General features: G+C 47.6%; 23 protein-coding genes and 1 tRNA gene. 22 read left to right on the forward strand and 2 right to left on the reverse strand.

All coding sequences use genetic code 11. The features are described 5' to 3' along the window. Window positions 1–2 precede the first annotated feature (2 nt). From tpiA to Pas1_RS03945, 19 genes are all read left to right on the forward strand, one after another. Complete coding sequence (tpiA, locus tag Pas1_RS03855; protein ID WP_112204349.1) at window positions 3–761, forward strand: triose-phosphate isomerase; 759 nt, start codon at window positions 3–5, stop codon at window positions 759–761. Window positions 762–781: 20 nt separating this feature from the next. After that, window positions 782–1,129 (forward strand): preprotein translocase subunit SecG, encoded by a 348-nt coding sequence (secG, locus tag Pas1_RS03860; protein ID WP_112204347.1) that lies wholly within the window; start codon window positions 782–784, stop codon window positions 1,127–1,129. Between the two features lie 89 nt (window positions 1,130–1,218). Next, window positions 1,219–1,303 (forward strand) — tRNA-Leu (locus Pas1_RS03865). A gap of 99 nt (window positions 1,304–1,402) precedes the next feature. Further along, window positions 1,403–1,762 (forward strand): NADH-quinone oxidoreductase subunit A, encoded by a 360-nt coding sequence (locus Pas1_RS03870; protein WP_112204345.1) that lies wholly within the window; start codon window positions 1,403–1,405, stop codon window positions 1,760–1,762. A 5-nt stretch (window positions 1,763–1,767) separates the two neighbouring features. Beyond that, a complete protein-coding gene (locus tag Pas1_RS03875) occupies window positions 1,768–2,250 on the forward strand; it encodes a NuoB/complex I 20 kDa subunit family protein (RefSeq protein WP_011902891.1) in 483 nt (160 codons plus the stop codon). Between the two features lies 1 nt (window position 2,251). Further along, complete coding sequence (locus Pas1_RS03880; protein ID WP_112204343.1) at window positions 2,252–2,851, forward strand: NADH-quinone oxidoreductase subunit C; 600 nt, start codon at window positions 2,252–2,254, stop codon at window positions 2,849–2,851. Window positions 2,852–2,854: 3 nt separating this feature from the next. Further along, complete coding sequence (locus Pas1_RS03885; protein ID WP_112204341.1) at window positions 2,855–4,108, forward strand: NADH-quinone oxidoreductase subunit D; 1,254 nt, start codon at window positions 2,855–2,857, stop codon at window positions 4,106–4,108. A gap of 20 nt (window positions 4,109–4,128) precedes the next feature. Next, a complete protein-coding gene (nuoE, locus tag Pas1_RS03890; RefSeq protein WP_112294558.1) occupies window positions 4,129–4,632 on the forward strand; it encodes an NADH-quinone oxidoreductase subunit NuoE in 504 nt (167 codons plus the stop codon). Next, window positions 4,629–5,927: an NADH-quinone oxidoreductase subunit NuoF gene (gene nuoF / locus Pas1_RS03895; RefSeq protein ID WP_112238362.1), complete on the forward strand. Its 1,299-nt coding sequence runs from the start codon at window positions 4,629–4,631 to the stop codon at window positions 5,925–5,927. Before nuoE ends, nuoF begins: the two co-directional genes overlap by 4 nt. Before the next feature lie 33 nt (window positions 5,928–5,960). Continuing rightward, entirely contained in the window at window positions 5,961–8,279 is a 2,319-nt protein-coding gene (gene nuoG, locus Pas1_RS03900; protein ID WP_112294559.1) for an NADH-quinone oxidoreductase subunit NuoG, read from the forward strand. A gap of 3 nt (window positions 8,280–8,282) precedes the next feature. Then, window positions 8,283–9,356: an NADH-quinone oxidoreductase subunit NuoH gene (gene nuoH / locus Pas1_RS03905; protein WP_112294560.1), complete on the forward strand. Its 1,074-nt coding sequence runs from the start codon at window positions 8,283–8,285 to the stop codon at window positions 9,354–9,356. A 9-nt stretch (window positions 9,357–9,365) separates the two neighbouring features. Then, a complete protein-coding gene (gene nuoI / locus Pas1_RS03910; RefSeq protein ID WP_112204332.1) occupies window positions 9,366–9,857 on the forward strand; it encodes an NADH-quinone oxidoreductase subunit NuoI in 492 nt (163 codons plus the stop codon). A gap of 20 nt (window positions 9,858–9,877) precedes the next feature. Further along, window positions 9,878–10,525, forward strand: a complete 648-nt coding sequence (locus tag Pas1_RS03915; RefSeq protein WP_112294561.1) for an NADH-quinone oxidoreductase subunit J — start codon at window positions 9,878–9,880, stop codon at window positions 10,523–10,525. Then, entirely contained in the window at window positions 10,522–10,830 is a 309-nt protein-coding gene (gene nuoK / locus Pas1_RS03920; RefSeq protein WP_112204328.1) for an NADH-quinone oxidoreductase subunit NuoK, read from the forward strand. Before Pas1_RS03915 ends, nuoK begins: the two co-directional genes overlap by 4 nt. 2 nt (window positions 10,831–10,832) lie before the next feature. Beyond that, window positions 10,833–12,887 carry an NADH-quinone oxidoreductase subunit L gene (gene nuoL, locus Pas1_RS03925; RefSeq protein ID WP_112294562.1) on the forward strand — a complete coding sequence of 685 codons (2,055 nt, stop codon included), beginning with the start codon at window positions 10,833–10,835 and terminating at the stop codon, window positions 12,885–12,887. A gap of 24 nt (window positions 12,888–12,911) precedes the next feature. Continuing rightward, window positions 12,912–14,378 carry an NADH-quinone oxidoreductase subunit M gene (locus Pas1_RS03930; RefSeq protein WP_112209325.1) on the forward strand — a complete coding sequence of 489 codons (1,467 nt, stop codon included), beginning with the start codon at window positions 12,912–12,914 and terminating at the stop codon, window positions 14,376–14,378. 10 nt (window positions 14,379–14,388) lie between these two features. Continuing rightward, window positions 14,389–15,888: an NADH-quinone oxidoreductase subunit NuoN gene (gene nuoN, locus Pas1_RS03935; RefSeq protein WP_112294563.1), complete on the forward strand. Its 1,500-nt coding sequence runs from the start codon at window positions 14,389–14,391 to the stop codon at window positions 15,886–15,888. Between the two features lie 20 nt (window positions 15,889–15,908). Next, complete coding sequence (locus tag Pas1_RS03940) at window positions 15,909–16,511, forward strand: NUDIX domain-containing protein (protein ID WP_112204320.1); 603 nt, start codon at window positions 15,909–15,911, stop codon at window positions 16,509–16,511. A gap of 68 nt (window positions 16,512–16,579) precedes the next feature. Continuing rightward, complete coding sequence (locus Pas1_RS03945) at window positions 16,580–17,086, forward strand: DUF1178 family protein (RefSeq protein WP_112294564.1); 507 nt, start codon at window positions 16,580–16,582, stop codon at window positions 17,084–17,086. Between the two features lie 76 nt (window positions 17,087–17,162). Here the strand turns inward: Pas1_RS03945 and Pas1_RS03950 are convergent, their stop codons facing one another. After that, the gene (locus Pas1_RS03950) at window positions 17,163–18,686 is read right to left on the reverse strand and encodes a CoA-acylating methylmalonate-semialdehyde dehydrogenase (protein ID WP_112294565.1); all 1,524 of its coding nucleotides are present in this window, start codon (window positions 18,684–18,686) and stop codon (window positions 17,163–17,165) included. 158 nt (window positions 18,687–18,844) lie between these two features. Here Pas1_RS03950 and Pas1_RS03955 point away from each other — a divergent pair, with 158 nt between their 5' ends. Genes Pas1_RS03955 through Pas1_RS03965 form a run of 3 tightly spaced genes read left to right on the forward strand, consistent with a single transcriptional unit; the run spans window position 18,845 to window position 21,786 of the window. Beyond that, window positions 18,845–19,966: an NADH:flavin oxidoreductase/NADH oxidase gene (locus Pas1_RS03955; protein ID WP_112294566.1), complete on the forward strand. Its 1,122-nt coding sequence runs from the start codon at window positions 18,845–18,847 to the stop codon at window positions 19,964–19,966. A gap of 2 nt (window positions 19,967–19,968) precedes the next feature. Next, the gene (locus Pas1_RS03960; RefSeq protein WP_112209321.1) at window positions 19,969–20,643 is read left to right on the forward strand and encodes a SprT family zinc-dependent metalloprotease; all 675 of its coding nucleotides are present in this window, start codon (window positions 19,969–19,971) and stop codon (window positions 20,641–20,643) included. 51 nt (window positions 20,644–20,694) lie between these two features. Continuing rightward, on the forward strand, window positions 20,695–21,786 hold the full coding sequence (locus Pas1_RS03965) for a tartrate dehydrogenase (protein ID WP_112204310.1): 1,092 nt from the start codon (window positions 20,695–20,697) through the stop codon (window positions 21,784–21,786). Here the strand turns inward: Pas1_RS03965 and dnaQ are convergent. Beyond that, a complete protein-coding gene (gene dnaQ, locus Pas1_RS03970) occupies window positions 21,783–22,478 on the reverse strand; it encodes a DNA polymerase III subunit epsilon (RefSeq protein ID WP_112204308.1) in 696 nt (231 codons plus the stop codon). The genes Pas1_RS03965 and dnaQ overlap by 4 nt on opposite strands. Between the last annotated feature and the right edge of the window lies 1 nt (window position 22,479).

The following is a 22,479-nucleotide window of genomic DNA, read 5'->3' on the forward strand; positions in this document are numbered from 1 at the left end:
ATATGCGCCCACTTATCGTTATCGCCAATTGGAAATTAAATGGCAATCTCAAGAGCAATCAGGATTGGGTGCAAGTGGTATGCCGTGGTATGGAAAAAGGTATGCCCGCTGGTCGTAAGTATGTGGTTTGCCCACCGTTTCCGTATTTGGCTCAGTGTGCTGATCTCATTCAGAATTGTTCAGCCGCCTTTTTAAGCTTAGGTGCGCAAGATGTCTCACGCCATGAAACCGGCGCCTTTACAGGTGAAGTTAGTGCGGCCATGCTCAAAGAGTTTGCATGTGCCTATGTCATTGTTGGTCACTCAGAGCGTCGCCAGATGCATGGTGAAAGCGATGGCCTTATTGCAGAAAAAGCCTTGCAGGCCCTAGATCATGGTGTCACTCCAGTCATTTGTGTTGGAGAAACTGCCGATGAGCGCAATTCTGGAAGAGAAGTAGAAATAGTACGCTCCCAAGTTGCCAAGTTGGTCTCTGTTCTACAAGATCGTTTAGCTGATTGTCTGATTGCTTACGAACCCGTTTGGGCGATTGGCACTGGCAAAGTAGCAAGTGCACAGGTTGCTCAAGATATGCATCGTGTTATTCGCTTGCAACTGGCAGAGTTTGATGAGGATGTTGCCTCGCATGTCGGGATTTTGTATGGCGGTAGCGTTAAGCCAGACAATGCGGTTGAATTGTTTGCCATGCCTGATATTGATGGCGGCTTAATTGGGGGCGCTTCATTAGATCCTCAAGAATTTCTGGCGATTTGTCAGGCATAATTTTTATTTGGAGATAAGTCATGGAATGGTTAAAGACTTTGTTGGTAGTGTTGCAGGTGGTTTCTGCTCTGGGCGTGATCTTATTGGTCCTCCTTCAGCAGGGTAAGGGCGCCGATATGGGCGCAGCTTTTGGATCGGGCGCTTCTGGCAGCTTATTTGGCGCTAGTGGTTCTGCTAATTTCCTGTCCCACACCACTGCCGTATTTGCAGCGATATTCTTTATTTGTACTTTAGGCATTACCTGGATCGGTAATCACAAGACTGCCCCTCAAAGTGTTTTGTCGGGTACCGTGGCACCCACTCAGGTTGCCCCAACAGCTCCTGTAGCGCCGGCGCAAGATCCTAGCAAACCTGCAGTACCGAAGTAATCTAAAAAGGCCTTTTTAGGTCGATTTAGGTGCTTTTAGCCCTGCATGTCTCTACTGCAATGCAGTAGAATTGATGAGTTTTGCAAGATGCCGACGTGGTGAAATTGGTAGACACGCTATCTTGAGGGGGTAGTGGCTTAGGCTGTGCGAGTTCGAGTCTCGCCGTCGGCACCAAAAAAGCAGTAAAAGTGGCTTGGAATTTGGATTAATTAATAATTTGTAACATTTTTAGGTTTTACTAGCTAATTGACTCAGGAATAACTCAGGATTACTTTGAATCTCGCTAATTACTTTCCTGTTCTGCTGTTCATCCTTGTAGGCATTGGGGTAGGTTTAGTCCCCATGTTCCTCGGAAAAATTTTGGCTCCTTCAAAGCCAGATGCTGAAAAACTGTCTCCGTATGAGTGTGGTTTCGAAGCTTTTGAAGATGCTCGCATGAAGTTCGATGTGCGCTACTACCTCATCGCAATCCTTTTTATCTTATTTGACTTAGAAACTGCCTTTTTGTTCCCCTGGGGCGTTGCTCTGCGGGACATTGGCTGGTTTGGTTACGCCTCTATGGTGACTTTCTTATTGGAATTCATTGTGGGATTTATTTATATCTGGAAGAAGGGCGCTCTCGACTGGGAGTAATCAATATGGCACTAGAAGGCGTTCTCAAAGAAGGATTTGTTACTACGACTGCTGATCAGTTAATTAACTGGACTCGTAATGGCTCCCTTTGGCCAATGACTTTTGGTTTGGCCTGTTGCGCTGTAGAGATGATGCACGCTGGTGCTTCTCGCTATGACTTGGATCGTTTTGGAGTCGTGTTCCGTCCTTCACCACGTCAGTCCGACTTAATGATTGTTGCCGGAACACTTTGCAACAAGATGGCTCCCGCTTTGCGTAAGGTCTATGACCAAATGCCTGAGCCCCGTTGGGTAATCTCGATGGGTTCTTGTGCTAATGGCGGTGGCTACTATCACAACTCCTATTCAGTAGTGCGCGGTTGCGATCGCATTGTGCCAGTCGATATTTATGTACCGGGCTGCCCACCAACTGCAGAAGCATTGATTTACGGAATTATTCAGTTGCAATCGAAAATTGCTCGCACCAGCACGATTGCACGGAAAGCTTAAGATGTCAGATCGCTTAAATCAACTTACAGCCAATCTTGAACGGGTACTTGGTACACGTGCCCAATCTATTGAGATTGCTTTGGGTGAGGTGACCGTAGTTATTGAAGCGGATAGCTATTTAGAAGCAGCGCTTATGTTGCGCGATGATCCTGCTTTAGGATTTGAGCAGCTCATTGATTTATGTGGTGTTGACTATCAAGACTTCCGTGATGGCGCTTGGTCTGGTCAGCGTTTTGCAGTTGTTACCCATCTCTTGTCTATCGCCCACAACTGGCGCTTAAGAGTGCGTGTATTTGCAGCAGATGATTCTTATCCGGTAGTTGCTTCACTTACCCCTGTATGGGCTAGTGCAAATTGGTTCGAGCGTGAAGCGTTTGATCTTTACGGCATTTTGTTTGATGGCCATGAAGATCTGCGCCGCCTCTTGACCGATTACGGTTTTATTGGTCATCCATTCCGTAAAGATTTCCCAATTACCGGTAATGTGGAAATGCGCTATGACCCAGAGCTCAAGCGTGTGGTCTATCAACCTGTCACCATTGAAGCGCGTGAGATTACTCCGCGCATTGTGCGTGAAGAGCAGTATGGAGGCCCGGTTTAAGTCATGGCACAAATTAAGAACTACACCCTCAACTTTGGCCCTCAGCATCCCGCTGCGCACGGCGTTTTACGTTTAGTGCTCGAGCTAGATGGTGAAGTCATTCAGCGTGCCGACCCCCATATCGGTTTATTGCATCGTGCCACTGAAAAACTCGCTGAGACTCGGACCTGGATTCAGAACGTTCCCTATATGGATCGTTTGGACTATGTATCGATGATGGTCAATGAGCATGCCTATGTGATGGCTATTGAAAAGCTCTTAGGTGTTGAAGTGCCAGTGCGCGCGCAATACATTCGAGTGATGTTTGATGAGTTAACCCGTTTGCTCAATCACTTGTTGTGGATTGGATGTCATGGTCTTGACGTCGGTGCGATGGCTGTCTTCTTGTATGCCTTCCGGGATCGTGAAGCCATCTTTGATATGTATGAAGCAGTCTCTGGTGCCCGTATGCATGCAGCTTACTATCGTCCAGGCGGAGTCTATCGTGATTTGCCTGAGCAAATGGCTAAGTACTCCGCATCTAAAGTACGCAGTGCTTCTGCAATTAAGCGTCTCAACGAAGACCGTAGCGGTTCCTTATTGGATTTTATTGAAGAGTTCTCGAATGGCTTTGATGCTAATGTCGACGAGTATTGCAATCTCCTGACCGATAATCGGATTTGGAAACAGCGTTTAGTTGGTATTGGTGTTGTTACACCAGAACGTGCTTTACAGCTGGGCTTTACTGGTCCGATGCTTCGCGGTTCAGGCATCGAGTGGGATTTGCGTAAGAAGCAACCTTATGAAGTTTATGACCGTCTCGACTTTGATATTCCGGTTGGCGTCAATGGCGACTCTTATGATCGTTATTTAGTGCGTATGGAAGAGATGTACCAGTCCAATCGCATCATCAAACAATGTATCGCATGGTTAAAAGCCAATCCCGGTCCGGTGTTGAGTGATAACCATAAAGTCTCTCCACCCAAGCGTGTGGACATGAAGACCAATATGGAAGAGCTGATTCATCACTTCAAACTCTTTACCGAAGGTATTCACGTTCCTGATGGAGAGGCTTATTCAGCGGTTGAGCATCCTAAGGGTGAGTTCGGTGTGTACTTGATTTCCGATGGCGCCAACAAACCATATCGAATGAAGATTCGTGCTCCCGGTTTTGTTCATTTGGCAGCGATGGATGAGATGTCCCGTGGTCATATGCTGGCTGATGCCGTCACCATTATTGGCACCCAAGATATTGTGTTCGGGGAGATTGACCGCTAATAACAGCGTGCTACAAACTTATGACTATTCTTCAACTATCCCCTCAAACAATGGCTGATATTGAGCGTAACATCGCTAAATATCCACCAGAACAAAAGCAGTCTGCAGTGATGGCAGCTTTGATTGCAGCACAAACCGAAATCGGCTGGGTTTCTGACGATGTGATTGAAACCATTGCTGAGATTTTGGGAATGCCTCGCATTGCCGTAGATGAAGTGGCGACTTTCTACAATATGTATGACACCAAGCCAGTTGGTAAATATAAGTTGGTTATCTGCACCAACTTGCCTTGCCAGTTAACTCATGGCGAGACTGCAGCGACCCATCTCAAAAAGACATTGGGTATCGGCTACAACGAGACAACCCCTTGCGGTACTTTCACCTTGAAAGAGGGTGAGTGCATGGGCGCCTGCGGTGATTCACCTGTGATGCTCGTGAATAACAAGCGGATGTGTAGTTTTATGAGTAATGAAAAGATTGATGCTCTCTTGACTGAGCTTAGCGCACAAGGGAAGTCAGCATGACCAGCTTGCACGATCGTCACATTAAGCCCCTGATTTTGGCGGGTCTCAATGGCAATAACTGGCGTATTAAGGACTATGAGAGCCGCGGCGGCTATCAACAGTTGCGCCGTATCTTGGCTGACAAAGTCACCCCAGATTCAATCATTGCTGAATTGAAGTTATCTTCTTTGCGTGGCCGTGGCGGTGCAGGTTTTCCTACTGGATTGAAGTGGAGTTTTATGCCCCGCCAGTTCCCTGGGCAGAAGTATTTAGTGTGTAACTCGGATGAAGGCGAGCCAGGGACATTTAAAGACCGCGACATCATGCGTTATAACCCCCATGCGCTTATCGAAGGCATGATCATTGGTGCCTACACGATGGGGATCTCGGTGGGTTACAACTACATCCACGGCGAAATTTGGCAAGATTACACCCGCTTTGAAGAGGCGCTAGAAGAAGCACGCGCTGCTGGTTATTTGGGTGACAAGATCATGGGCAGCGACTTCAATTTCCAGTTGCATGCTGCACCAGGTTGGGGTGCCTACATTTGTGGTGAAGAGACTGCTTTGCTTGAGTCGCTCGAAGGTAAAAAAGGTCAGCCGCGTTACAAGCCACCTTTCCCAGCGAGCTATGGTTTGTATGGCAAACCTACCACCATTAACAATACTGAAACGTTTGCAGCTGTGCCATTCATTATGGCAATTGGTGGACAAGCGTATTTGAATATGGGTAAACCCAATAATGGCGGTACAAAAATCTACTCTGTTTCTGGTGACGTGACTTACCCGGGAAATTATGAAGTGCCAATGGGCACTCCTTTTGTGGAACTTTTGAAGCTTGCTGGTGGGATGCGCGATGGCAGGGCGATTAAAGCGGTGATTCCTGGTGGATCCTCTGCGCCGGTTATTCCTGGCGCTCAGATGATGGATCTCACAATGGATTACGACAGTATTGCCAAAGCAGGCTCGATGTTAGGTTCAGGCGCAGTGATTGTGATGAACGATACCCGGTGTATGGTTCGTGCTTTATTACGTCTCTCCTATTTCTATCACGAAGAATCTTGCGGTCAGTGCACCCCATGTCGTGAAGGAACAGGTTGGTTATGGCGTATCGTGAACCGGATTGAACACGGCGAGGGTCGGCCAGAAGATTTAGATTTACTCAATGACGTAGCGGCCAATATTCAGGGTCGTACGATTTGTGCATTGGGAGATGCAGCAGCAATGCCTGTTAGAGGCATGCTGAAGCATTACATGGATGAATTTGCGTATCACGTAGAACATAAGCACTGCTTAGAATCTGCGCGGCCTTTGTAAAAGATATTGTGTACGGGACTACTTAAAGTGAGCATGGTAGAAATCGAATTAGACGGCAAGACGGTTGAGGTTCCTCAGGGTTCGATGGTGATGCACGCCGCGAATAAGTTGGGCACTTACGTTCCGCATTTCTGTTATCACAAGAAGCTCTCGATTGCTGCGAACTGCCGCATGTGTTTAGTTGAGGTGGAGAAGGCGCCTAAGCCATTACCTGCTTGTGCAACACCAGTGACACAAGGTATGAAGGTCTTCACCCATTCGGCTAAAGCAGTAGAAGCTCAACGCTCGGTAATGGAATTCTTGTTGATTAACCACCCACTCGATTGTCCTATTTGTGATCAAGGTGGTGAGTGTCAGTTGCAAGACTTGGCAGTAGGTTACGGTAAGTCAAACTCGCGTTACGAAGAAGAGAAGCGCGTAGTCTTTCACAAGAATATGGGCCCATTGATTTCAATGGAAGAGATGTCACGCTGTATTCACTGCACCCGTTGCGTTCGCTTTGGTCAAGAAATTGCCGGAGTCATGGAGTTGGGCATGATTAACCGTGGCGAGCATTCTGAGATCACTACTTTCGTTGGCCAGACTGTAGATTCAGAGTTGTCCGGCAATATGATTGATATTTGCCCGGTCGGCGCATTGACTAGCAAGCCATTCCGCTATGCTGCTCGTACCTGGGAATTGGCTCGTAAACGTTCTGTGAGCCCACATGATAGTTTGGGTAGCAATACAACAATTCAAACTAAAGCAAACAAAGTCATGCGGGTCGTTGCTTTAGAGAACGAAGCAATCAATGAATGCTGGATTAGTGACCGTGATCGCTTCTCCTATGAGGGTATTAATAGTGCAGATCGCGTGACTTCACCGATGGTGAAGCAGGGCGGTCAATGGTTGGAGACGGATTGGGAATCTGCCTTAGATTACGTCTCACGCTCACTTAAAACGATTGCAACTGAACATGGCCCACAAGCGATTGCTGCATTGGCACACCCAATCAGCAGTACGGAAGAATTGCACCTCTTGCAAAAGATTGTGCGTGGACTCGGTTCAGATCAAATTGAAACCCGTTTATTGCAATCCAATATTGAAGGCGCTGCTAAAGCACCTTGGCTCGGCATGTCGATTACCAAGCTTGATAGCTTAGATCGTGCCCTCGTGATTGGTAGTTATTTGCGTAAAGATCAGCCATTGATGGCGGCGCGTCTGCGTGCTGCTGCTAAGCGTGGTCTTGCCTTACACCGTATCGACGCGGGTGGTGATGACTGGTTGATTTCAGCGCTAAGGAGTTTAGCTGTAAAGCCCAGTGCTTGGGTGAATAGTCTTGGTGAAGTTGCTTTAGCAGTTGCAAAAGCAAAGTCTGCTTCAGCTCCAGCTGGTGTTGCTGCTAGCATTTCTCCTGCGGCCCAAGCGATTGCCGATAGTCTTTTATCCGGCCAGTCCAGTGCTGTATTCCTGGGCTCGGCTGCCATAGCGCATCCAAACGCATCTGATTTGCATGTGTTGGCACAATTTATTGCCCAGCAAACTGGCGCTACTTTTGGTTTCTTGCCTGTAGGTGGCAATGCCGTTGGTGCAAGCTTGGTTAAGGCTAATGGTGCTGGTATTAATTCTGTTCTATCCGGTGAGCGCCGCGCAGTGATTCTCATGAATCTCGAGCCCACTCGTGATTTAGCTAATCCCGAGCAAGCTAAAGCTGCTTTGGCTAAAGCCAATACCGTGATCGCATTGACTGCATTCACAAGCCCCGATTTGCTAGAGACTGCTGATGTGATTCTGCCTATTAGCGCCTTCACTGAAACAGTCGCCACTTTCGTGAATGCGGAAGGTAGTGCACAAACGATTCAGCCAGCAGTCAAACCTTTGGGTGATTCACGTCCAGGCTGGAAAGTGCTACGCGTGCTTGGTGGCTTGCTTGGCTTAGATGGTTTCTTATTCAATATGCCTGAAGAAGTCTTGGGCGATGCTTTGGGTGAGAGCTTTGTGGACAATCTCAATAATCAGTTCACTGGATCTCCTGTTATATCAAGCGGAAATATTTCTCCTGCAAATGTTTTTGAGCGGGTGTCTGATGTCAATATTTATGCAGTGGATCCGATTGTTCGTCGTGCGCCAGCCTTGCAACGCACTAGCGATGCAAAACGGGGTAATCAAGTTGGTCTGAATCAGGCTGCGATGAATGAGCTAGGCCTTAAAGAGGGTGATCTAGTTTCCATTGCCCAAGGCAATTTGTCGACACAACTGTCCGTTACGCTGGAAGCAAACTTAGCCGCTGGGGCAGCTCGCGTCTCTGCTGGTACCTCAGCTAGCGCTCAGTTAGGCGCTATGTTTGGTTCGATTACTTTGAGTAAGGTCTAAGAAATGGCGGATTTCTTAAATCTCGTAACTACTCAAGGACAAGCCATTTTTGGTTCCTTGTGGCCATTAGTTTGGGCCTTGGTACGCATTGTCATTATTGTTCTGCCAATGTTTGGTGCGGTTGCTTATCTGACCCTCTGGGAAAGAAAGCTCATCGGTTGGATGCACATCCGTCTTGGACCTAATCGAGTTGGTCCTTTAGGTTTATTGCAACCGATTGCTGATGCTCTCAAGCTCTTGATGAAAGAGATCATTTCTCCTGCACAAGCAAGCAAGGTGCTCTACATCATTGCACCAGTGATGGTAATCATGCCGGCTTTTGCTGCTTGGGCTGTGATTCCTTTCCAGGCAAAAATGGTCCTATCTGATGTCAATGCAGGCTTGCTGTATGTGATGGCGATTTCCTCCATTGGCGTTTATGGCGTCATTCTGGCTGGCTGGTCATCAAACTCAAAATATCCATTCTTGGGCGCGATGCGAGCATCTGCTCAGATGATCTCTTATGAGATTGCCATGGGCTTTGCCTTGGTAACCGTCTTGTTAACTTCTGGCTCTTTAAATTTGAGCACGATTGTTGAATCTCAAAATCAAGGTTATTTCGCCAGCATGGGCCTGAACTTCCTCTCCTGGAACTGGTTGCCTTTATTACCAATGTTTGTGATCTACTTTATTTCCGGCGTGGCTGAGACTAATCGCCACCCATTCGACGTAGTTGAAGGGGAGTCGGAAATTGTTGCGGGCCATATGGTCGAGTACTCGGGTATGGCTTTTGCGATGTTCTTCTTGGCTGAATACGCCAATATGATTTTGATCGCTGCCTTAGCATCCACGATGTTCTTGGGTGGCTGGTTGCCGATTGTGGATTTGCCAATCTTGCGTGATATTCCTGGCTTCTTCTGGTTATTTGCTAAGACCTTCTTCCTCTTGTCTTGTGTGATTTGGTTGCGGGCTACTTTGCCTCGCTATCGCTATGACCAGATCATGCGTTTGGGCTGGAAGATTTTTATTCCCATCTCCGTATTTTGGGTCATGGTTGTTGGTGCCTGGGTGGTATCGCCTTGGAATATTTGGAAATAGGTAAAGACGATGATTAAGAAAATCAACCAATTTCTCAATAGCTTGATGCTCAAAGACATTTTGACTGGTATGTCGATTACCGGTCGCTATCTCTTTAAGCCCAAGATTACGATTCAGTATCCAGAAGAGAAAACACCTCAGTCTCCACGCTTCCGCGGCTTACATGCTCTGCGTCGTTATGAGAACGGGGAAGAGCGTTGTATTGGTTGTAAATTGTGTGAGGCGGTTTGTCCTGCCTACGCCATAACGATTGAAACCGCTGAGCGCGACGACGGCACACGTCGTACCAGTCGCTATGACATTGACCTTACTAAATGTATCTTCTGTGGCTTTTGCGAAGAAGCTTGCCCAGTCGATGCGATTGTCGAGACCAATATTTTTGAATATTTTGGCGATAAGCGGGGTGACCTCTATTTTACGAAAGAGATGCTGCTGGCAGTAGGCGACAAGTATGAAAAAGATATTGCAGTTAACCGTGCAGCTGATGCACCTTACCGTTAATCGAATCGAGCCATAGCCCCATGACATTCGATACCTCCACAATCTTCTCGGTTTTCTTCTACGCCTTTGCAGGCTTATTGGTTATTTCTGCTTTGCGTGTGATTACTGCGCGTAACCCAGTTCACGCTGCCTTATTTCTGGTGCTGGCTTTCTTCTGCGCTTCAGGCTTGTGGATGTTGCTCAAAGCGGAGTTTCTCAGTTTGGCTTTGATCTTGGTTTATGTAGGCGCGGTGATGGTGCTGTTCCTATTCGTGGTGATGATGCTCGATCTGGATCTGGAGCACTTACGTCGTGACTTTAAGAAGTATTTGCCAGTCGCATTCTTAATGGGTGCGGTGATTGTGCTCGAGCTATCGATTGTCTTGATTCGTAGCTTTATTGGTACTAGTTCACCCGTGCAGCCCATGCTGGAAGAATCTACCATGAGCAATACTAAGGCTCTGGGTATGTTGATCTTCGTTGATTATGTCTATGCCTTTGAAGTCGCTGGCGTCATTTTATTGGTTGCTATCATTGCTGCCGTTGCATTGACCTTGCGTAATCGTAAGGATGCGAAAGCCCAGAACGTAGCTGAGCAAATTAATGTCAAAGCTTCAGACCGGATGCGGATCGTCAAAATGGATACCGATATGGCTGCGAAGCAAGATGCCCGGGGAGAAAAGAAATGACTGTAACCCTGGCGCACTACCTTGTACTGAGCGCAATTTTGTTTGCGACGAGCGTGATTGGTATTTTCCTCAATCGCAAGAACGTGATTGTTCTATTGATGGCGATCGAACTCATGCTGCTCTCAGTCAATTTAAACTTTGTTGCCTTCTCCCATTACTTGGGTGATATGGCAGGTCAAGTATTCGTATTTTTCATTCTGACCGTGGCCGCTGCTGAAGCAGCGATTGGTTTAGCAATTTTGGTTGTACTCTTCCGTAAGGTAGATACGATCAATGCTGAAGACCTTGACCACCTAAAAGGCTAGTCATGCAATTTACCCTAACCCTTCCCGTTCTTTGCGCTGTGCCTTTGGCACCACTGATTGGTTCTGCCATTGCTGGCTTCTTCGGTACTAAATTGGGCGGTGAGCGCATTGGTCACGGAGCCTGTCAGTTTGTCACCATCTTGGGCGTGATGATTGCCTTTGTCCTGTCATGCTTTGTACTAGTTCAGGTCATGGATGGTTTTTACTTCAATGGCACCGTTTATCACTGGATGCAATTGGGTGAGCTCAACCTCGACATTGGTTTCTTAATCGATCCATTGACCGCCACCATGATGTGTGTGGTGACCTTTGTGTCTTTAATGGTCCATATCTACACCATTGGGTACATGGCGGGTGAGGAGGGTTATAACCGCTTCTTCTCTTACATTTCTTTATTTACCTTTGCCATGCTGATGCTGGTCATGAGCAATAACCTCTTGCAACTCTTCTTCGGTTGGGAAGCGGTAGGCGTTGTTTCTTATCTCTTGATTGGTTTCTACTTTGAGCGCCAGTCCGCTGTGTTTGCCAATATGAAGGCTTTCTTAGTCAACCGCGTTGGTGACTTTGGTTTCATTCTCGGTATTGGATTGTTGTTGGCTAGTACTGGCTCAATGCAGTACGACGTGATCTTTGCCCAAAACACAGCATTAGCAGCACAAAGTTTGCCTGGTACTGGCTGGAACTTAGTCACGGTTGCTTGTATCTGCTTGTTTATCGGTGCCATGGGTAAATCAGCCCAGTTCCCACTGCATGTTTGGTTGCCTGATTCCATGGAAGGTCCAACCCCAATTTCTGCTTTGATTCATGCCGCAACCATGGTGACCGCCGGTATCTTTATGGTGGCACGGATGTCGCCACTCTTTGAGCTGTCTGATGTCGCCTTGAGCTTTATTTTGGTGATTGGATCGATTACTGCGCTCTTTATGGGCTTCCTCGGCATTGTGCAAAACGATATCAAGCGGGTAGTAGCGTATTCCACTTTGTCTCAACTGGGTTACATGACCGTAGCATTGGGTGTTTCTGCTTACCCAGTAGCGATTTTCCATCTGATGACCCACGCTTTCTTTAAGGCATTGTTATTCCTTGCTGCTGGTAGCGTGATTTTGGGAATGCATCATGAGCAAGATATGCGCAAGATGGGTGGTCTGTGGAAGTACATGCCAATCACTTGCTTGATGATGCTTTTAGGTAACCTGGCATTAATCGGCACACCATTCTTCTCTGGCTTCTATTCAAAAGACTCGATTATTGAGGCTGTTGCGGCAAGCCATATTCCTGGATCGGGCTTTGCGTACTTTGCTGTCATGGCTAGCGTGTTTGTTACTGCCTTATATTCTTTCCGTCTCTACTTCTATGTATTCCACGGCAAGGCTCGCTGGGGCCATGCAGATTCTCATGCACACGATCACCATCACGCAGAAGAGGGTGATGATCACGCTCACCATGGTCTTGCCCCAGGTGAGAAGCCCCACGAATCTCCTTTGGTTGTGACTTTGCCATTGATTCTGCTAGCGATTCCTTCAGTCATTATTGGTTTCTACACTATTGAACCCATGCTATTCGGCACTTTCTTTGGTGACTCTATTTTTGTTGATATCAGTAAGCATCCAGCCATGATGGAATTGGCTGAAGAGTTCCATGGCCCGATTGCCATGGCATTGCATGCCTTTACCTCACCAGTGCTCTTATTGGTTGCGCTAGGAGTGCTATCTGCAGCGATTGGTTATTTGTGGGCAACCAAGTTGCCAGAGAAGTTTGCTCAGGCTCTCGCACCAATCAAGGTATTACTTGACAACAAGTATTACCTAGATGCCTTCAACCAAGCCTTCTTTGCTAAAGGACTACTATGGATTGGCGGCATCTTGTGGCATCGTGGTGATCAAAAGATCATCGATGGGTTCGTGGTCAATGGCAGTGCCCATGCTATAGGACGCTTTGCTGGTGTGATTCGCCATTTGCAATCCGGTTATCTCTATCACTATGCCTTTGCAATGATTGCAGGCTTAGCGGTATTGCTGGCTTGGGTTTTGTACGCTTACCTGCCTTTTGTTCGCTAGGCCTTTGTTACTTAAGTAGCCATCATGATTCTTTCCTTCGCCATCTGGATCCCGATTTTCTTTGGACTCATCATCTTGTTTTATGGGTCTGAGCATCCTAATGCCGGTGTGCGTTGGCTTGCCCTGATTGGATCGATCATTGGTTTTATTGCAACCCTGCCTTTGATTTTGCAATTTGACATTGCTAATCCTGGCATGCAATTTGTGCAGAACATCCCTTGGATTCCCCGTTATGACATTAACTACCACTTAGGGGTTGATGGCATTTCTGTTTGGTTCATTGTTCTGACCGCTTTCATCAATATCTTTGTGGTGATTGCTGCTTGGGAAGTCATTGATAAGAAGGTATCGCAGTACATGGCTTCTTTCCTGATCCTTTCTGGATTGATGATTGGCGTCTTTGCTGCACTTGATGCATTACTGTTCTATGTTTTCTTTGAAGCTACCCTGATTCCGATGTACATCATTATTGGTGTGTGGGGTGGTCATAACCGGATCTATGCGGCTTTCAAATTCTTCCTGTACACCTTGCTGGGTTCTTTATTGACCTTGATCGCGATGCTGTATCTGTATAACGCGACCAATACCTTTGACATCTTGACTTGGCAAAAAGCCCCTTTGGATATCGTAGAACAAGTACTGATTTTCTTTGCCTTTTTTATGGCTTTCGCTGTGAAGGTGCCCATGTGGCCACTACATACTTGGTTGCCTGATGTGCACGTTGAGGCACCTACGGGTGGCTCGGTAGTCTTGGCAGCAATCATGTTGAAGCTGGGTGCTTATGGTTTCTTGCGTTTCTCTTTACCCATTGCTCCAGATGCTAGCCAATACCTCGGTCCCTTCATCATCTTCTTGTCTTTAGTAGCAGTGATTTATGTTGGAACAGTAGCTCTAGTCCAAAAGGATATGAAAAAACTGGTGGCCTATTCATCAGTGGCCCACATGGGCTTTGTTACTCTGGGCTTCTTCCTCTTCAGCCCCTTGGGCGTGGAGGGCGGTATTGTTCAAATGATCTCGCACGGTTTCGTATCCGGCGCGATGTTCCTCTCCATTGGTGTGCTGTATGACCGCATGCACACCCGTCAAATTGCGGATTACGGCGGCGTGGTCCATAAGATGCCAGCCTTTACTGCATTTGCGGTTCTAATGGCGATGGCCAACTGTGGCTTACCAGCGACTTCTGGTTTCGTGGGGGAGTTCATGGTGATTCTGGCTGCAGTCGATTACGACTTCCTGATCGGCATCTTGTCAGCCACTGCTTTGATTTTGGGCGCAGCGTATTCTCTATGGATGGTCAAGCGCGTATTTTTTGGTGCAATCCACAACAAACACGTTGAGGAGCTGAAAGATCTCAATGCCCGCGAGTATTTCATGATGGCTGTGTTGACAATCTGCGTATTGGGCATGGGCGTCTATCCCAAGCCTTTTACCGATATTATTCATCCCGCTGTGATTAATCTGCTGCAGCATGTTGCTGTTAGCAAAATCTGAGTAAAAGCACATGCAAGCCTTTGACCTTTTTGCCATCCTGCCTGAACTTGTACTGCTAGTTGTTACCTGCGTACTTCTGGTTGCCAGTGTTTATGTTCGAGAGCGACAGCCAGCCAAAGCTGGATTAGAACAAGATATTTTCCACACCCCACGCGGCGTGGGATTTGTCTATTTCTTCACCATGATTTTGCTGGCCTACTTAGCCATTGTTTTTGCCAGCCGCATTAGCGATGTCTCACTCGTGGCTATGAATGGTTTATTCCAGTCAGATCCATTCTCTAATCTCCTCAAAGCCTGCTCTTGCGGCGCTGTCTTGATCAGCTTGATCTACTCTAAGCAGTATTTGATAGATCGAGGCATGTTCCGCCCTGACTTTATTGTTCTGAGTCTGTTAGCTTTGCTTGGTCAATTGGTCTTGATTTCAGGTTCCAATCTCTTGACTCTTTATCTCGGTCTTGAGTTAATGGCTTTGCCCACCTACGCCCTGGTAGCAATGCGCCACAATAGTGAAAAGAGTGTCGAGGCCGCAATTAAGTATTTCATCTTGGGCGCATTGGCTTCCGGTTTCTTGCTCTACGGAATGTCTATGCTCTACGGAGTCACAGGATCACTCGATCTCATTGAGATCTTTAAAACGGTAGCTGATCCCCGTGTAAATCACTTAGTGATGGCCTTTGGTCTCGTCTTTATTGTTGCTGGTTTAGCCTTTAAGTTAGGGGTAGTGCCGTTTCATATGTGGGTACCTGATGTGTATCAAGGTGCCCCAACTGCGGTAACTCTGATGATTGCTGCAGCCCCCAAGATTGCAGCTTTTGGATTGTTATTCCGCTTATTGGTGAATACCTTGTTGCCACTCTTGGGTGACTGGCAACCCATGTTGGTACTATTATCCATTCTGTCCTTGGTTGTTGGTAACGTCACAGCGATTGCGCAAACCAATGTCAAGCGCATGTTGGCCTACTCAGCGATTGCGCAAATGGGCTTTGTGATGCTCGGTATGCTTTCGGTGTTTGATGATCATGCATTTAGTGCCTCAACCTATTACGTTATTACCTATGTCTTAACCACGCTGGGTAGCTTCGGTTTATTGATATTGCTGTCACGTAAAGGTTACGACTGTGAAACCTTGGATGGCTTAAAGGGCTTAAATAAGAAACATCCCTGGTTTGCCTTTATTGGTCTAGTCATGATGTTCTCCTTAGCGGGTATTCCTCCAACAGTAGGCTTTGCGGCGAAGCTGTCCGTACTTGAGGCTTTGGTCGATGCGCAGCATACTTTCATCGCAATCATCGCGGTGATCGCCTCCTTGATTGGCGCTTTCTACTATTTGCGGGTAGTGAAGGTCATGTACTTTGATGAACCTTTGCATGAGACCACTGTATCAGGATCCACCTTTGCTAAAGGACTCTTGAGTCTCAATTGCATTCTGGTGCTGGTCTTGGGTATCTTCCCAGGCGGCCTGATGGCGACTTGCCTCGACGCAATGCGTCGCACATTATTAGGCTCTTAAGCCCTCGCTGAGGTCCTACCATGACCGAAAAATCGCTTCACGACTTACCCCCAGGTGATCAGCATCTTCGTGAAGAGAGAATCTCAGGCGAAGATATTTACGGTGGTATTTTCCTGAACATGAAGCGCGATCGGGTTAGCTTACCCGATGGCCAAGAAGCGGTGCGAGAGTATTTGACCCACCCTGGTGCCGTCGCTATTTTGGCACTCCTGGATGATGGTCGCATTCTATTGGAGCGTCAGTACCGTTACCCCATCGCTAAAGTCTGCATGGAGATCCCAGCTGGCAAATTAGATCCCAATGAAGATCCATTGGTTTGTGCGCAAAGAGAGCTCGAAGAAGAAACAGGTTACTCTGCTAGTAAGTGGAGCTATATCCGCCGGATTCACCCGGTGATTTCGTATTCAACGGAGTTCATTGATATCTATTTGGCCGAAGGTCTGCAAGCTGGTAAGAGTCGCTTAGATGAGGAAGAGTTTCTCGATGTCTTTGCTGCCCCTTTGGATGAAATCTTAGCCTGGGTAGAGCAGGGCGTCATTACCGACGTCAAGACAACCATTGCAATTTATTGGTTAGATCGCTATCGCCGTAATCTGGTTAAACCCAGCGCCCTGGGTTCTTAAGCCAGTCCTGCATAAACCCGATAAAATAGGGGTATTGAATTTGGCATATTTGCCCCCATTTAGGTTTTATGAAAGTCTACAATTTATCCTGCCCCTTAGATCATCGCTTTGAGGGTTGGTTTGCGTCTGAAGCGGACTGCGTCTCCCAACAAGCCAATGGCATCCTAGCTTGTCCTTTATGCGATAGCACCGAGATAGTTCGGATGCCTTCTGCGCCGCATATCGCCAAATCTAGCTCAAGCCCCGGTACAGCACTGGTTAATGCTCCTCAAGCTTCTATAACTCCACAAGGAAGCATTAGTGGTGATGTATTAGCATTAGCCGGTAACGATCACTCTCAATTGGAAGCTCAAGTCCAAGCGACTTTCCTTAAGGGAATGCGTGAGCTGATGGGGCGCTCTGAGGATGTGGGTTCTGCATTTGCAGAAGAGGCCAGAAAAATGCACTATAAAGAATCTCCTGAGCGTAGCATCCGTGGTCAAACGACTTTGGATGAAGCTGAGGCTTTGCGCGATGAAGGCATTGAAGTCATGGCGATGCCATTATTGCCTGCATTCAAAGATACTTTGCAATAGATTGCATGCTGCTTCATTGAGGATAAAAAATAGCGATCCGAAGATCGCTATTTTTATGGCTACCGTATCAACTCGCTTACTTCGAAGTCGGCATCACAAACTCTGCACCTTTGTCGATACTTTCAGGCCAGCGCTGCATCACGCTCTTTTGCTTTGTATAGAAGCGAACACCTTCTTTACCGTAGGCATGCATATCCCCAAAGAGGGATTTTTTCCAACCACCAAAGCCATGCCATGCCATCGGCACAGGAATAGGTACGTTGATGCCTACCATGCCGACTTGAACGCGGCGTGCAAACTCACGGGCGATATTGCCGTCACTGGTGAAGCAGGCTACGCCGTTACCGTATTCGCAGGAGTTGACTAGGTTCAAGGCGTCGGTAAAGTTCGCTACGCGCAAGCATGAGAGAACTGGCCCAAAGATCTCCTCGAGATAAATCTTCATATCGGGCGTCACGTTATCAAATAAAGTGCCGCCGATGAAGAAGCCATTCTCATGGCCTGGGACTTTGAGACCGCGACCATCCACCAATAATTTAGCGCCAGAGGCAACGCCACTCTCGATGTAACCAGTAATTCTATCGAGCGCTACTTTAGTAACGATTGGACCCATTTCAGCGTCAAGCTCCATGCCATTCTTAACCTTCAGGGTCTTGGTACGCTCAATCAGTTTAGGCATGATCTTGTCAGCAGCAGTACCAACTAAGACTGCTACTGAGATCGCCATGCAGCGTTCACCAGCAGAGCCATAGGCCGCGCCAATGAGAGCGTCAATTGCTTTGTCCATGTCGGCATCCGGCATGATCACCATGTGATTCTTGGCGCCACCCAATGCTTGTGAGCGTTTGCCAAAATGTGCACAGCGCTCATAAATGTAATTAGCAATCGGGGTTGAACCGACGAAGCTGACTGCCTTAACGTCTGGGTTCTCAATCAAAGCATCAACGGCTTCTTTGTCGCCTTGCACCACATTAAATACCCCATCAGGCAAGCCCGCTTCTTTGAGGAGCTTAGCCATTAATAAGGCAGGGGAAGGGTCAGTTGGGCTAGGCTTGAGGATAAAGGTGTTGCCACAGGCGATTGCGACTGGGAACATCCACATGGGAACCATGACGGGGAAGTTAAAAGGCGTAATGCCGGCTACAACACCCAAAGGTTGGCGCATCACCCAGTTATCAATCCCAGTCGAAACTTGTTCGGTGTAATCACCCTTGAGCAGCTCAGGAATGCCAGTCGCAAATTCCACGATCTCGATCCCGCGGGTTACTTCACCTTGAGCATCGGTAAATACTTTCCCATGCTCAGCAGTGATCATGGCAGCTAGTTCATCGCGATGGGCATTAAGGAGCTCCAAATACTTGAACATAATCCGTGCGCGGCGCAAAGGGGAGGTCTGGCCCCAGGTCTGAAATGCGGTCTCAGCAAGGGCCACAGCCGCATCAACATCCTTACGACTGGCCAAGGCAACCCGACGGGCTACCGAGCCGGTAGAGGGGTTGTAGACGTCTGCAAAGCGACCATCTTGAGGGGTGACGATCTTGCCGCCAACATAATGGCCAACATCTTCTTTAGATTCAAAGGCTTGTGGTGCATTCTTCATAATGTGTATTTCGTAAACTTAGGGGTTTGTCGGCAAAAAGAGGGTTTCCAGAGTCGTGGGGATCACGAAAGAGGGTCTCCTTTATTCTTGTTTTAGGTATTCTATCGCTTTCGCTGTTTTAAGTCTGATAACCCCATTTTTTGCACTTTAAGGCCCTTATGAGCTTGCTTTTTTCCAGCTACACCTTGCCCTCTCCCAAAGGCCCTCTAAACCTCGCTAACCGCATTGTCGTTGCACCGATGTGCCAGTATTCAGCTCTTAATGGAGAGGCAACAGACTGGCATTTAATGCACTGGGGCAATCTCTTAAATAGCGGGGCTGGTCTATTCATTATTGAGGCTACGGGAGTGACTCCTGAGGGACGCATTACGCCGGCATGTCTAGGTTTGTGGGATGACCGTACCGAAGCAGCGCTAAAAGATAAACTCAGTCGGGCTCGTAAGTTGGCTCCTGCCATTCCGGTATTTATTCAGTTAGCACATGCGGGTCGCAAGGCTTCGAGTGCAACGCCATGGGATGGCGGACAACTCTTGGCAGTAGATCAGGGTGGCTGGGAAACCGAAGCCCCATCCGCTATTGCTCAACTGGAAGGAGAGCGTTTGCCGCATGAGCTCTCCAAAGATGAACTCAAAGAAATGATTCAGTCATTTGTGACTGCGGCAACTCGCGCAGCTCGCATTGGCATTCAAGGGGTTGAATTGCATGGCGCACATGGCTACTTGCTACATCAATTTTTATCTCCCATTGCCAATCAACGCAGTGATGAATACGGTGGATCTTTTGAGAATCGTATTCGTTTTCCACTAGAGTTATTCAAAGCAGTCAGAGCAAGCTACTCTGGCGTACTCGGAATTCGGATTTCAGCACATGATTGGGTTGAGGGTGGTTGGACCCCAGAAGAAACCGCCCAGTTCGCTGTGCAACTTAAAGCGATTGGCTGTGACTACGTGCACATCTCTTCTGGCGGAATTTCCCCATTGCAAAAGATTGCGATTGGACCCAAGTATCAAATACCGTTTGCCAAGATCGTTAAAGAAAAATCGGGCTTACCAACCATGGCGGTAGGCTTAATTACTGACCCTCATCAAGCAGAAGAGATCTTGCAAGATGGAGATGCTGATCTAGTTGCTTTGGCTAGAGCTTTCCTTTACAAACCCCGTTGGGGCTGGGAGGCTGCTGCAGCGCTCGGTGCCACTGTAGTTGCTAATGAGCGTTATTGGCGTTGTTTACCTCGTGAAGCTCAAGCCGTCTTTGGTGGCGTGAAAATAGGACAACGCTAAAGATGAAGGCAGAATCAAAGCAACATGCTGTCCGCGAGTCCTGGTTACAAGACGCAGTCAGGCATTTAGAGCCCGTATTTTCTAAAGCGGGTTATGCGATACCACCCGTGAGAGTCTCCTGCGGCTTTCCGGCTTCGAGTAGTCCGCGCACAACTTTAGGTCAGTGCTGGCCACGTGAACGATCTGGTGGTGGTGTCAATGAAATCTTCATCTCCCCAAAACTCGATGACCCAGTGCAATTGTTGGATACCTTGGTGCATGAGTTATGCCACGCAGTCGATGACTGTTTTAGTGGTCATGGAGAGGATTTCAAAGGCATTGCTCAAACTGTGGGGCTTGAAGGCCCAGCCAGAATGGCGCACGCAACTGAAGAGCTGATGGTCAAACTCTCCATGATTAGTCAAGAACTCGGCCCTTATCCACACCAAGCGATTGTGTTTCCACCGCCGCGTCCCAGTAATGCCAGTCGCAGCAAGGCTAAGTGCGCACAATGTGGGTACGAGGTGACCTTGCTCAAGCGCTGGGCTAGCTATGGCGCACCCATTTGCCCCAAAGACAATCTACGGATGCAAGAATTTGCTTCTGAGACAATTGAGAATACGACTGAGCACGACACTGAGAGCGTAGAGCGGGGTATTAAGACCAGTGTCGACGACATTCGTCGGGCGATTAGCTAAGCTTTATCACTAGTAAAATAAATCAACATAACCAACTAATAGACAAAACTGATGAACTCAAAAAAGATTTTCAAGAACCCTAAAATTGCAGTGATTGCAGGTGATGGTATTGGTAAAGAAGTGATGCCAGAAGGGGTGCGTGCTCTTGAGGTGGCGAATAGTAAATTTGGTATCGGTATGCAATTCGACCATTTTGATTTTGCTAGCTGTGATTATTACCAAAAGCACGGCAAGATGATGCCTGACAATTGGTTTGAAACCTTGATGCAATACGATGCCATTTTCTTTGGTGCTGTCGGTATGCCAAACATCATTCCTGACCACGTATCGTTGTGGGGAAGTTTGATTCAGTTCCGTAGAGGTTTTGATCAATACGTTAACTTACGTCCTGTGCGTCTTTTACCCGGCGTACCTTGCCCCTTGGCGAATCGTAAGCCAGGTGATATCGATTTCTTCGTTGTACGTGAGAACACAGAAGGTGAGTACTCGAGCGTGGGCGGAAAAATGTTCCCTGATACCGATCGTGAGTTCGTAGTTCAGGAGTCTGTATTTACCCGTTACGGTGTAGATCGTATTTTGAAGTACGCATATGATTTGGCGCAGAGTCGTCCTAAGAAGCACCTCACCTCAGCTACCAAATCTAACGGTATTGCCATTACGATGCCTTATTGGGATGAGCGTGTTGAAGCTATGGCTAAGCACTATGCCGATGTTAAAACTGATAAGTACCACATCGATATTTTGACGGCACAGTTTGTTATGAACCCTGATCGTTTTGATGTGGTGGTTGCAAGTAATCTCTTTGGCGATATCTTGTCCGATCTAGGTCCTGCTTGTACCGGCACGATTGCGGTTGCACCATCGGGCAGTATTAATCCTGAAGGGAAGTTCCCATCTTTGTTTGAGCCTGTTCATGGTTCAGCACCCGATATCTACGGCAAGATGATTGCCAATCCCATTGGACAAATTTGGAGTGGTTCAATGATGCTAGATCACCTCGGATATCCAGAGGCTGGCAAAGCGATCTTTACTGCGATTGAGAAAGTCCTCGCAGCTGGACCCAAGAACTCACCTTTAACACCGGATTTGGGCGGGACAGCTAAGACGGATGATCTTGGTAAGGCAATCGCTGCAGCGATTTAAGCACTCCAGACGGGATCTTTTTTGCTAGCCTTGGCAATGTCTGCCAAGATTTGCTCATGTGCTTTGCAGTCTTCTGCACTAGCAGCCATTAGCTTGAGCTTGGTAGGTAGCGCCTTAGGCTGGCCAGCAGCATCGTGATTGACCGTATAGTCAATCAGATCAATGGTGAGGTCCTCTTGACCCCGAGTCATTGCCAAATAGACCTCGGCAAGTAATTGCGCATCCAATAAAGCACCATGTAGAGTGCGGTGCTCATTACTAATCGAAAAACGTTCGCAGAGAGCATCTAGAGAGTTGCGTTTACCTGGAAACATTTGCCGAGCATCGAGTAGGGTGTCGGTAATCTTGGAGGCTAGGTTTCTAAAAGGGGGTCTCTTAAGTAAGGCAAATTCGTTATCTAAGAAGCCCAAGTCAAACGCTGCATTATGAATGACGATCTCAGCACCATCGACAAACTCTATTAGCTGCTCAACAATATTGCCAAAGACTGGCTTGTCAGATAGAAATTCTCTTGAAAGTCCGTGAACAGCAAAAGCACCTGCATCAATATCGCGTTCAGGATTGATGTAATGATGAAAGGTCCGATCCGTTAATCGTCGACCGACCATCTCAATACAGCCGATTTCAATAATGCGGTCACCAGTAGCAGGATTTAATCCGGTTGTTTCGGTATCGAGAATGACTTGACGCATA

Origin of the sequence: Polynucleobacter paneuropaeus, assembly GCF_003261235.1 — a bacterium.
GTDB classification, from domain to species: Bacteria; Pseudomonadota; Gammaproteobacteria; order Burkholderiales; family Burkholderiaceae; genus Polynucleobacter; species Polynucleobacter paneuropaeus.

What these genes read in the sequence shown, in the direction of transcription:
- tpiA (WP_112204349.1), top strand. Translation starts at nt 3, where the DNA reads ATGCGCCCACTTATCGTTATCGCCAATTGGAAATTAAATGGCAATCTC.
- secG (WP_112204347.1), top strand. Translation starts at nt 782, where the DNA reads ATGGAATGGTTAAAGACTTTGTTGGTAGTGTTGCAGGTGGTTTCTGCT.
- Pas1_RS03875 (WP_011902891.1), top strand. Translation starts at nt 1,768, where the DNA reads ATGGCACTAGAAGGCGTTCTCAAAGAAGGATTTGTTACTACGACTGCT.
- Pas1_RS03880 (WP_112204343.1), top strand. Translation starts at nt 2,252, where the DNA reads ATGTCAGATCGCTTAAATCAACTTACAGCCAATCTTGAACGGGTACTT.
- Pas1_RS03885 (WP_112204341.1), top strand. Translation starts at nt 2,855, where the DNA reads ATGGCACAAATTAAGAACTACACCCTCAACTTTGGCCCTCAGCATCCC.
- nuoE (WP_112294558.1), top strand. Translation starts at nt 4,129, where the DNA reads ATGACTATTCTTCAACTATCCCCTCAAACAATGGCTGATATTGAGCGT.
- nuoF (WP_112238362.1), top strand. Translation starts at nt 4,629, where the DNA reads ATGACCAGCTTGCACGATCGTCACATTAAGCCCCTGATTTTGGCGGGT.
- nuoG (WP_112294559.1), top strand. Translation starts at nt 5,961, where the DNA reads ATGGTAGAAATCGAATTAGACGGCAAGACGGTTGAGGTTCCTCAGGGT.
- nuoH (WP_112294560.1), top strand. Translation starts at nt 8,283, where the DNA reads ATGGCGGATTTCTTAAATCTCGTAACTACTCAAGGACAAGCCATTTTT.
- nuoI (WP_112204332.1), top strand. Translation starts at nt 9,366, where the DNA reads ATGATTAAGAAAATCAACCAATTTCTCAATAGCTTGATGCTCAAAGAC.
- Pas1_RS03915 (WP_112294561.1), top strand. Translation starts at nt 9,878, where the DNA reads ATGACATTCGATACCTCCACAATCTTCTCGGTTTTCTTCTACGCCTTT.
- nuoK (WP_112204328.1), top strand. Translation starts at nt 10,522, where the DNA reads ATGACTGTAACCCTGGCGCACTACCTTGTACTGAGCGCAATTTTGTTT.
- nuoL (WP_112294562.1), top strand. Translation starts at nt 10,833, where the DNA reads ATGCAATTTACCCTAACCCTTCCCGTTCTTTGCGCTGTGCCTTTGGCA.
- Pas1_RS03930 (WP_112209325.1), top strand. Translation starts at nt 12,912, where the DNA reads ATGATTCTTTCCTTCGCCATCTGGATCCCGATTTTCTTTGGACTCATC.
- nuoN (WP_112294563.1), top strand. Translation starts at nt 14,389, where the DNA reads ATGCAAGCCTTTGACCTTTTTGCCATCCTGCCTGAACTTGTACTGCTA.
- Pas1_RS03940 (WP_112204320.1), top strand. Translation starts at nt 15,909, where the DNA reads ATGACCGAAAAATCGCTTCACGACTTACCCCCAGGTGATCAGCATCTT.
- Pas1_RS03945 (WP_112294564.1), top strand. Translation starts at nt 16,580, where the DNA reads ATGAAAGTCTACAATTTATCCTGCCCCTTAGATCATCGCTTTGAGGGT.
- Pas1_RS03950 (WP_112294565.1), bottom strand. Translation starts at nt 18,686, where the DNA reads ATGAAGAATGCACCACAAGCCTTTGAATCTAAAGAAGATGTTGGCCAT.
- Pas1_RS03955 (WP_112294566.1), top strand. Translation starts at nt 18,845, where the DNA reads ATGAGCTTGCTTTTTTCCAGCTACACCTTGCCCTCTCCCAAAGGCCCT.
- Pas1_RS03960 (WP_112209321.1), top strand. Translation starts at nt 19,969, where the DNA reads ATGAAGGCAGAATCAAAGCAACATGCTGTCCGCGAGTCCTGGTTACAA.
- Pas1_RS03965 (WP_112204310.1), top strand. Translation starts at nt 20,695, where the DNA reads ATGAACTCAAAAAAGATTTTCAAGAACCCTAAAATTGCAGTGATTGCA.
- dnaQ (WP_112204308.1), bottom strand. Translation starts at nt 22,478, where the DNA reads ATGCGTCAAGTCATTCTCGATACCGAAACAACCGGATTAAATCCTGCT.